10 protein-coding genes are annotated in these 10,189 nt (G+C 62.7%); 8 read left to right on the forward strand and 2 right to left on the reverse strand.

Annotated elements, in window-relative coordinates:
- Positions 1-134: 134 nt before the first annotated feature.
- Positions 135-935 (reverse strand): xanthine dehydrogenase accessory protein XdhC, encoded by an 801-nt coding sequence (xdhC, locus tag WA904_RS09905; protein WP_425196961.1) that lies wholly within the window; start codon positions 933-935, stop codon positions 135-137.
- A gap of 151 nt (positions 936-1,086) precedes the next feature.
- On the opposite strand from xdhC, the gene WA904_RS09910 reads away from it, so the two are divergent.
- Complete coding sequence (locus WA904_RS09910) at positions 1,087-1,599, forward strand: hypothetical protein (protein WP_425196962.1); 513 nt, start codon at positions 1,087-1,089, stop codon at positions 1,597-1,599.
- 161 nt (positions 1,600-1,760) lie between these two features.
- Here the strand turns inward: WA904_RS09910 and uraH are convergent, their stop codons facing one another.
- Entirely contained in the window at positions 1,761-2,114 is a 354-nt protein-coding gene (gene uraH, locus WA904_RS09915; protein WP_425196963.1) for a hydroxyisourate hydrolase, read from the reverse strand.
- An 89-nt stretch (positions 2,115-2,203) separates the two neighbouring features.
- Here uraH and WA904_RS09920 point away from each other — a divergent pair, with 89 nt between their 5' ends.
- The 7 genes from WA904_RS09920 to WA904_RS09950 all read left to right on the forward strand — a co-directional run bounded on the left by WA904_RS09920 (position 2,204) and on the right by WA904_RS09950 (position 9,809).
- Positions 2,204-2,869, forward strand: a complete 666-nt coding sequence (locus WA904_RS09920) for a GntR family transcriptional regulator (protein ID WP_425196964.1) — start codon at positions 2,204-2,206, stop codon at positions 2,867-2,869.
- A gap of 2 nt (positions 2,870-2,871) precedes the next feature.
- Positions 2,872-3,822: an allantoinase PuuE gene (gene puuE, locus WA904_RS09925; RefSeq protein WP_425196965.1), complete on the forward strand. Its 951-nt coding sequence runs from the start codon at positions 2,872-2,874 to the stop codon at positions 3,820-3,822.
- 2 nt (positions 3,823-3,824) lie between these two features.
- Entirely contained in the window at positions 3,825-5,606 is a 1,782-nt protein-coding gene (gene uraD, locus WA904_RS09930; protein ID WP_425196966.1) for a 2-oxo-4-hydroxy-4-carboxy-5-ureidoimidazoline decarboxylase, read from the forward strand.
- The gene (locus WA904_RS09935; RefSeq protein WP_425196967.1) at positions 5,603-6,835 is read left to right on the forward strand and encodes a M20 family metallopeptidase; all 1,233 of its coding nucleotides are present in this window, start codon (positions 5,603-5,605) and stop codon (positions 6,833-6,835) included. The genes uraD and WA904_RS09935 overlap by 4 nt, the downstream gene beginning before the upstream one ends.
- 201 nt (positions 6,836-7,036) lie before the next feature.
- Positions 7,037-8,080, forward strand: coding sequence for an ABC transporter substrate-binding protein (locus WA904_RS09940; RefSeq protein WP_425196968.1), 1,044 nt, complete (start codon positions 7,037-7,039; stop codon positions 8,078-8,080).
- Between the two features lie 116 nt (positions 8,081-8,196).
- On the forward strand, positions 8,197-9,039 hold the full coding sequence (locus tag WA904_RS09945) for an ABC transporter ATP-binding protein (protein ID WP_425196969.1): 843 nt from the start codon (positions 8,197-8,199) through the stop codon (positions 9,037-9,039).
- A 2-nt stretch (positions 9,040-9,041) separates the two neighbouring features.
- Positions 9,042-9,809: an ABC transporter permease gene (locus WA904_RS09950; protein WP_425196970.1), complete on the forward strand. Its 768-nt coding sequence runs from the start codon at positions 9,042-9,044 to the stop codon at positions 9,807-9,809.
- Positions 9,810-10,189: the final 380 nt, after the last annotated feature.

Here is a 10,189-nt window from a genome sequence, read left to right on the forward strand (position 1 = left end):
GGAGGGAACGGGGTGAAAACAGCGCCACTCGGCGTTGCACTCCTAACCCAGACGCCCAGTCTGGGCGTCGTCGCGCGCCTTGATTGGCACTGTTTTCACCCCGTTCGCATTTGCACAAATAGCGTTAAAAGGCCCTAACTGCAATGCAACAACTGTGCCGCCACCGACACGGCAATCACCTCGGGCTCCTTGCCTTCAATGCCGGGCAGGCCGATCGGACAGGTAACGTGTGCCAGTTCTTCGGCGCTGAAGCCGCGCGCCTCCAGCCGGTGCCGGAAAGTTGCCCACTTGGTCTTGCTGCCAATCAGGCCGATGTACGGCAGGTCGCCGCGTTCGCGCTGGCGCCTGAGGCATTCGGCCACGATGTCCAGGTCTTCGGCATGGCTGAAGCTCATGATCAGCACGCACGACTGTGGCGCCAGGCCAGCCACCGCGCGCTGCACCGGGTCGGAGTACTCACACACCACTTGGGCGGGCACATCGTCCGGAAAAATGCCGTCGCGGCTGTCCACCCAGGTCAGCGCAAACGGCAGGGTTGAAAGTACCCGAATCAGCGCATTGCCCACATGCCCACCCCCAAAAAGCGCAACAGGCTGTAAATTCATGCCCAGCCTTTCGCGCAGGGCAGGCGCATCGCGGGCTTCGACCCGCTCGAAACGCAGATGCACCACGCCACCGCAACACTGGCCCAGCGACGGGCCCAGCACAAAGCGGGCGGACTCCTCGCCCGCCACACCTTGCAGGCGCGCACGTGCCATGGCCAGGGCCTGGTATTCCAGATGGCCGCCGCCTATCGTGCCTGTGACCGCCTCGGCAAAAACACCCATCCAGGCCCCCGCCTCGCGCGGAACAGAGCCTTCTGTGGCCGTCACCTGCACCAGCACCGCCGGCTCATGGGCCAGGCGGGCCAAAAACAACGCCTTGAGCTGACTCACGGTAGAAACTCCCCGACGCACGGCTCCTGCCAGGGAGCCTGCAGATCTCATAATTTCACACAACACGGCCGGTTTCGCTGTTACACGGCGGCCCTTCAAGCAGCCTGCACAATAGCAGCCGCACCCCTTCGGCAACCACATAAGGATATGTATGCCTGAATCCTCACAGCGCCGCTTCTGGCTCATGGCCCTGCTTTCCACCGCCGCCGGCGCTCTGGTTTCGGCCTGTAAAACAGCGCCTCCGCCTCCCGCAGCAGCACCGGAACAGGCCCCGGTTTCCACTGTGACTGGCCCCGTCGCCGGCCCCAAGGGCTCGGCCCGCAGTTCCCCCGCCACCACACCCCGCGCTTACCGCGAAAGCGGCGCCAGCCATCTTTATGGCATGAATGCCGATCGCATCTACAAAGGCAGAATGCCGCCACTGCTTTACGCTGTCGGCGTGCTCAATGTGGAGATCAACCAGGTCGGTAATGTCACCCGGCTCGACTGGATGCGTGCTCCACGCCACGCCCCCGAGGTGATTGCCGAGATCGAAAACATGATCAAGAAAGCCTCGCCTTTCCCCGCACCCACGCGCCTGGGCAAAGTGGTCTACACCGACACCTGGCTGTGGCACAAAAGCGGCAAGTTCCAGCTGGACACGCTCACTGAAGGGCAAGACTAACCCCCACGGTTGCTCACTGCGTGTAGCGCCCTGCCCCCCGAGGGGGCTGCTGCGCCTGCGGGCCGGCGGAGCCGGACCCGCGGCCCCTGCTTGAACAGAGGTGCCTGCGCGGTCGCTTCTTGTTATCCGTTCGTCCTGAGCTTGTCGAAGGACTGCCGGGCTCATGACCCCCGATAGGTGGAATAACTCCAGGGGCTGACCAGCAGCGGCACGTGGTAGTGCTGGCCGGGGTCGGCCACGCCGAAATCCAGGCTGACCCGGTTCAGGAAATTCGGCTCCGGCAGGCTGACTCCACGCGACCGGAAATAGGACGCAACGTCGAATACCAGCCGGTACGTACCGCGTTTCAGGCTGCTGTTGTCATACAGCAGGCCATCCGGGTTGCGGCCGTCCTCATTCAAATGGAAAGACTTCACCAGCGTGGCCTGGCCGTCCCCGGTGGTGTACAGCTCGACCCCCATGCCGGCTGCCGGTGTGCCATGCATGGTGTCCAGCACGTGTGTACTCAAGCCCATGTTCATTTCCTCGTTTGCTGCGGACGTTTCGCCGGATAGTCCACTGAAAGTGTATACACTTTTCAGTTTTTCAGACTATCATTTGTGCCATGGAAGCCTCCACCACCAGCGCGATTGTTGAAGCCCTGACCAAGGCCATTGTGGAGCACAGGCTGCGTCCCGGCACCAAGCTTGCGGAACAAAAACTCGCCGACCATTTCGGCGTTTCGCGCACGCTGGTGCGTCAGGCCCTGTTCCAGCTCTCGCAAAACCAGCTGATACGCCTCGAGCCCGCGCGCGGCGCCTTTGTCGCTGCGCCTTCGGTCACCGAAGCGCGCCAGGTCTTTGCCGTGCGCCGCATGCTGGAAGCCGAGATGACCCGGGCGTTCGTGCGCAGTGTCACGCCGGCCAGGATCAAGGCCCTGAAAGAACACGTGGCGCAGGAAAAAATGGCGGTGGACCGGCAGGACGTGACCGGGCGCACCGAGCTGCTGGGTGACTTCCATGTCCGCATGGCCGAACTGATGGGTAACGAGGTGCTGGCGCAAATGCTGGGCGACCTGATCTCCCGCTGCTCGCTGATCACGCTGATGTACCAGAGCGCCAGCGCAGCCGAACACTCGCACGACGAGCATGCCGAGATCGTCAAGGCGCTGGCCGCGAAAGACGAGGAACGTGCGGTGCGCCTGATGGACGAACACCTGCAGCATGTGGAAGAGAATCTCACCTTCGACCGCAAGGTTCCCACCAACGACATCTCAATGGCGCTGTCCTGAACATGGCTACCTACGACACCACCTTGCCCTACCCCAGAGACCTGGTGGGTTACGGCCGCACGCCGCCGCACGCGCAGTGGCCGGGGCAGGCCCGCATCGCTGTCCAGTTTGTACTGAACTACGAGGAAGGCGGCGAGAATTCCGTGCTGCATGGCGACGCCGGCTCCGAGCAGTTTCTCTCCGAGATGGCCAACCCGCCCAGCTACCCGGAACGTCACCTGAGCATGGAAGGCATTTACGAGTACGGCTCGCGAGCCGGTGTCTGGCGCCTCCTGCGCGAGTTTGAAAAGCGCCAGCTGCCACTGACCGTGTTCGGCGTCAGCATGGCCCTGCAGCGCCACCCCGAACTGACCACTGCCTTTGTCGAGCTGGGCCACGAAATCGCCTGCCACGGCCTGCGCTGGATCAACTATCAGAACATCGACGAGGCCACCGAGCGCGAACACATGCGCCTGGGCCTGGAGATCATCACGCAGATGACCGGCCAGCAACCGCTGGGCTGGTACACCGGCCGCGACAGCCCGCGCACCCGCCGCCTGGTCGCTGACGACGGCCAGCTCGCCTATGACAGCGACTACTACGGCGACGACCTGCCGCTGTGGATGAAAGTGGCGCGCAGCGACGGCACGGTGGTGCCGCGCCTGGTCGTACCTTACACGCTGGACAGCAACGACATGCGTTTTGCCCTGCCCCAGGGTTTCTCGCAAAGCGACGACTTCTTCACCTACCTGCGCGACAGCTTTGATGCGCTGTATGCCGAAGGCGACCCGAACGGCCTGAACGCGCCCAAGATGCTCAGCGTCGGCATGCACTGCCGCCTGCTCGGCCGGCCCGGCCGCATCGTGGCGCTGCAGAAATTCCTCGACCATATCCAGCAGCACGAGCATGTCTGGATCTGCCGCCGCATCGACATTGCGCGCCACTGGCAGCAAGTCCACCCCTTCAAAGACTGACCATGTTCCTGACCCTTGAACAACTCAACACAGTCCCGCAGCCGGAGGCGGCGGCCTGGCTGGCCGGCCTGTACGAGCATTCGCCGTGGATCACCGAAGCCGCCCTCGCCCAGCGCCCTTTCCGGTCCCTGGCACAACTCAAACACGTGCTGGCCGGGATAGTTCGCGATGCCGGCCGCGAAACCCAGCTGGCCCTGATTCGCGCCCATCCCGAGCTGGCCGGCAAGGCCATGGTCAGCAAGACACTGACGGCCGAATCAACCAGCGAACAGGGCAAAGCCGGCCTGGCGGACTGCTCACCCGAAGAGTTCGAAAAGATCCAGGCACTCAACACCGCCTACAACACGAGGTTCGGCTTTCCCTTCATCCTCGCCGTGCGCGGCCCGCGCGGCACCGGCCTCGCCCGGCAGGAGATCATCGCCACCTTCGAGCAGCGTCTGGCCAACCACCCCGACTTCGAACTCGGCGAAGCCTTGCGCAACATCCACCGCATTGCCGAGCTGCGGCTCACCGACAAGTTCGGTGCCGAACCGCGGCTGGGCAACCAGGTGTGGGACTGGCAGGAGCAGCTGAGTGCCTTCAGCGATCCCGGTTATTTCGAGAAAGGCCAGCTCACGGTGACCTATCTCACCGACGCGCACCGCGCTGCCGCGAAACTGATTGAGCAGACCATGCGGGACAGCGGCTTCGACGAAGTGAGCGTGGACGCGGTCGGCAATGTGGTGGGCCACTACAAGGCATCCAGCCCCGGTGCCAAAACCCTGATGACCGGCTCGCACTATGACACCGTACGCAACGGCGGCAAGTACGATGGCCGCCTCGGAATTTTTGTACCCGTGGCCTGTGTGGGCGAACTGTCGCGCGCGGGCAAACGCCTGCCCTTTGACTTCGAGGTCATTGCCTTTGCAGAAGAAGAAGGCCAGCGTTACAAGGCCACCTTTCTCGGCTCCGGCGCACTGATTGGCCAGTTCAATCCGGCCTGGCTGGAGCAACAGGATGCCGACGGCATCAGCATGCGAGAAGCCATGCAGCACGCCGGACTGCCCGCCACCCTGGAGGCCATCCGCGCGCTGCAGCGCAGGCCGGCCGACTACCTGGGTTTTGTCGAGGTGCATATCGAGCAGGGCCCGGTGCTCAACGAACTCGACATCCCGCTGGGCGTCGTGACCTCCATCAACGGCGGGGTGCGTTACACCTGCGAGGTCACCGGCATGGCCAGCCACGCCGGCACCACCCCCATGAACCGCCGGCGCGACGCGGCTTTGGCTGTGGCCGAACTCGCGCTGTATGTCGAGCAGCGCGCCGCGCGTGATGGTGACTCGGTCGGCACCATCGGCATCTGGACGGTGCCCGGCGGCTCAACCAATGTCGTGCCCGGCCACTGCCAGTTCACACTGGACCTGCGTGCGCCCAATGACAAACAGCGCGATGCGATGGTGGCCGATGTGCTGGCCGAATTGAAGACCATCTGCGAACGCCGCGGTGTCCACCACACCACCGAACAAACCATGCGCGCCGCTGCAGCGCCCAGTGCCCGAGCCTGGCAGCAGCGCTGGGAACGCGCGGTGGACAGCCTGGGCGTTCCGCTTTACCGCATGCCCAGCGGCGCCGGCCACGATGCGATGAAGCTGCACGAAGTCATGCCACAAGCCATGTTGTTTGTGCGCGGCCAGAACTCCGGCATCAGCCACAACCCGCTGGAAAGCACGACCAGTGACGATATCGACCTGGCGGTGAGGGCCTTCCAGCAGCTCCTGACCGACCTGGCGACCAGAAAGCCATGACTGCTGACGAAAAACTTGACGCGTGGGTAGACGCCCACTTCGACGAAGAAGTGCGTTTCCTGCAGGAACTGATCCGCGTTCCCACACCCACCCCGCCGGGTGACAATGCGCCGCATGCCGAACGCACGGCCGAACTGCTGCAGGCCTTCGGGTTCGAGGCAGAAAAGCATCCGGTGCCTGCGGCTGAAGTCCAGGCCTACGGACTGCAGTCGCTGACCAACCTGATCGTGCGGCGGAACTACGGCCCGGGAAAAACGATTGCGCTGAACGCCCATGGCGACGTGGTGCCGCCCGGCGAAGGCTGGACCCAGGACCCATATGGCGGCGCCATCGTGGACGGCCACATCTATGGCCGCGCCTCCGCTGTCAGCAAGTCAGACTTTGCAAGTTTCACTTTCGCGGTGCGCGCGCTGGAGTCGCTGGACATCCCCCTGCAAGGCAGCGTTGAACTGCATTTCACCTATGACGAAGAATTCGGCGGCGAGATGGGCCCGGGCTGGCTGCTGCGCCACAAGCTGACAAAACCTGACCTGTTGATTGCCGCGGGCTTCAGCTACGAAGTTGTCACCGCGCACAACGGCTGCCTGCAAATGGAGGTAACCGTTCACGGCAAGATGGCGCACGCCGCCATTCCCGACAGCGGCGTCGATGCGTTGCAGGGGGCGGTGCATATCCTCAACGCCCTGTATGCGCAAAACACACTCTACAAAAATATCACCTCAGAGGTAGCCGGCATCAGCCACCCCTATCTCAACGTCGGCCGCATTGAAGGCGGCACCAACACCAACGTGGTCCCGGGCCAGGTCATGTTCAAGCTGGACCGGCGCATGATTCCCGAGGAGAACCCGGCCGAGGTTGAAGCCGCGCTGCGCCAGGTGATTGCCGAAGCTGCCGCGCAGTGCCCGGGTATCAGTGTCGGGATCAAGCGCCTGCTGCTGGCCAATTCGATGAAACCGCTGCCCGGCAACCAGCCCCTGGTCGCAGCCATCCAGAAACACGGCCAGGCCGTGTTCGGCGAACCCATTCCGGCCATGGGCACGCCGCTGTACACCGATGTGCGCCTGTATGCAGAAGCCGGCATTCCGGGCGTGATTTACGGCGCGGGGCCGCGTACCGTGCTCGAATCGAACGCCAAGCGTGCTGATGAAAGGCTGGCCCTGGAGGACTTGCGCCGCGCCACCCGTGTGATTGCCCGTACCCTGCGCGAACTGCTGGCGCCTTCCCTCTAAAAACGGCTCAGGAGCATTGCCCGCCGCGAAGAACAGAAAGAATGCTGCAATCCGGTAGAGGTGAACCCCGGTCAGGGAATATCCCTGATCGCTGTGCAGCGCGCCCCATCGACAATCGAATTCGCGAGTGGTGCCTCCAAACACCAGCCGGGCATTTTTCTTGCTTGACCTGATATACCAACCCCGTTACCTGGAGCACCCATGACAAAACGCGCTTTCATCAAGACTTTCGCAGCCCTGGCCGTCGTGGCCACCACAGCTGTCTGCGGCAATGCTTACGCGCAAAACACCCCCATCAAGTTCCAGCTCGACTGGCGTTTTGAAGGCCCCGCCGCATTGTTCCTCACGCCGGCCGCCAAAGGTTATTTCAAGGACGCCAAGCTCGACGTGACCATCGACGCCGGCAACGGCTCGGGCGGCACCGTGACGCGTGTGGCCTCGGGCAGCTACGACATGGGTTTTGCCGACCTCGCCGCGCTGATGGAGTTCCACGCCAACAACCCGGACGCGCCCAACAAGCCGGTCGCGGTGATGATGGTCTACAACAATACGCCCGCCTCGGTGATGGCTTTGAAGAAATCCGGCATCAAGACCGTGGCCGACCTCAACGGCAAAAAATTCGGCGCGCCGGTGTTTGACGCCGGCCGCCGCGCCTTCCCGATTTTTGCCAAAGCCAACAGCATCAGCGGCGTGCAGTGGACCGCCATGGACCCGCCGTTGCGCGAAACCATGCTGGCGCGTGGCGATGTCGATGCCATCACCGGTTTCACTTTCACTTCGCTGCTCAACCTGGAAGTCCGCGGCGTGAAAGCTGAAGATGTGGTCGTGCTGCCCTATGCCGACAACGGCGTGAAGCTTTATGGCAATGTCGTCATCGCCTCGCCAAAAATGATCAAGGAAAATCCCGCTGCCATCAAGGCCTTCCTGCAGGCCTTCACCAAAGGCGTGAAGGACGTCATTGCCAAGCCGGCGGCGGCCATTGAAGACGTGAAAGCCCGGGACGGCATCATCAACACCGCGCTCGAAACACGCCGCCTGCAGCTGGCCATCGACACCGTGGTCAACAGCCCTGATGCACGTTCCGAAGGCTTCGGCCAGGTCAAAGGCCCGCGCCTGACCCTGATGGCTTCGCAGGTGTCCGATGCCTTCAACACCAAGACGCGTGTCAATGCCGACACGGTGTGGAACGGCTCCTTCCTGCCCACCGCGGCAGAGTTGAACGTTCTGCCCGCCATGAAGAAGTAAACACACGGCCTGCTCACCCTCAGGGTGGCAGGCAATTTTTGCGGCACGGCCAGCCTTTCCCTGAAATGCTGGCCGTTGTTTCGATGCTTTGAGCGACTCACGAGATCCAGGAATCCATGCAAGCAACTTCCGACAGCCACTTTGTTGACTTCAGCGACGTCTGGCTCGCCTACAACGACGAGTTGCTGGCGCAGAACCACTTTGCGGTCGAAGCCATCGACCTGAAAGTGCGCGAAGGTGAATTCATCGCCATCGTCGGCCCGTCGGGTTGCGGAAAATCGACCTTCATGAAGCTGACGACGGGTTTGAAGATGCCGTCGAGGGGCCGCATCCTGATCGATGGGCAACCGGTCAACGGGCCACTGAAAATCTCCGGCATGGCCTTTCAGGCGCCGTCACTACTGCCCTGGCGAACCACGGTGGACAACGTGTTGTTGCCGCTGGAAATCGTCGAGCCCTTTCGCAGCCAGTTCAAGTCCAAACGCAAGGAATTCGAGGAACGCGCGCGCAAGCTGCTGCAGAAGGTCGGCCTGGGCGGTTATGAAGACAAGTTTCCCTGGCAGCTGTCGGGCGGCATGCAGCAGCGCGTGAGTATTTGCCGCGCGCTGATCCATGAACCGAAGATGCTGCTGCTCGACGAGCCCTTCGGCGCACTCGATGCCTTCACGCGCGAAGAGCTGTGGTGCATCCTGCGCGACCTCTGGACCGAGCAGCGCTTCAACGTCATTTTGGTCACGCACGACCTGCGCGAGTCCGTCTTCCTGGCCGACACCGTGTATGTGATGAGCAAAAGTCCGGGCCGTTTTGTCGTCAAACGCGAGATCGACCTGCCGCGCCCGCGCGACCTGGAAGTCACCTACACCCAGGCCTTCGGCGACATCGTGCACGAATTGCGCAGCCACATCGGCGCCATCCGGACACCCGTCATCAACCCGGCGCCAGCCATGGAAGGTAAATAGCCATGACTAAAAAACAGATGGAGCGCTGGTCCCCGGTGGTATTGCTGCTGGCCATCCTGGCGCTCTGGCAGCTCGTGGTGGTGGTGTTCGGCATTGCCGAATACATTTTTCCGGCACCACTGGCGATTGCAGATGCCATGGCCGAATTCGCCGGCCCCATCGCCCAGGCGGCGTGGAAAACCTTCTGGGTCACCATGGTCGGCTTCGGCCTGTCCATCGTGGTCGGCGTCATGCTCGGTTTTCTCGTAGGCTCCTCACGCCTGGCCTATGCTGCGGTTTACCCGCTGCTGGTGGCCTTCAACGCCGTGCCGAAAGCGGCGATTGTGCCCATCCTGATCGTCTGGTTCGGCATCGGTGTCGGCCCCGGCATCCTGACCGCCTTCCTGATCTCGTTCTTCCCGATCACCGTGAACATGGCCACCGGCCTGGCCACGCTGGAGCCCGAGCTCGAAGACGTGCTGCGCGTACTCGGCGCAAAGCGCTGGGACGTGCTGGTCAAGGTCGGCCTGCCGCGTTCCATGCCCTACTTCTACGGCTCGCTGAAGATTGCCATCACACTGGCTTTTGTGGGCACTGTGCTGGCCGAAATGACCGCCGGCGACTCCGGCATCGGCTATCTCATGCTCAGCGCCGGATCGCAGCAGCGCATGGCGCTGGCCTTTGCCGGGCTGGTGGTGATTGGGGCAATGGCGATGATCATGTACGAGCTGTTCAGCTACATCGAGAAGCACACGACTGCGTGGGCGCATCGGGGTTCGCAGGGCGGCTAAGGGCCTCAGTAGGGGAAACAGCCTATTTTCTATAAGAAATAGACCTGTAGCCCTTATTTTTCGGGCGTGAGCAGCTACCAAATAGATAGCGGATCCGTTGCATCACGCTACACCTGGGGTCTGTTGTTGACAGTAGGACGAACTCCCCACTCCCACCCCTAACCCCTCGCCCCGCTGGGCGATGGAGGGGGGCTTCATTTGGCCGCGTGTGCTGCGCCCGCGTGCATACATGACAGCCAACTGAACCCGACCTGACGCGCTATGCGCGTCAGGTCTTCCCGTATCCGAGTCTGCATCTGTACCCGTTCCCGAATCCGCTCCCGCTTTCTCCCCCACCCTTCTGTATGCGCCGAGGAGCGCAGGGCCAGACGGATCAGGGC

Source organism: Polaromonas sp., assembly GCF_049790275.1.
Lineage (GTDB): Bacteria > Pseudomonadota > Gammaproteobacteria > Burkholderiales > Burkholderiaceae_C > Polaromonas.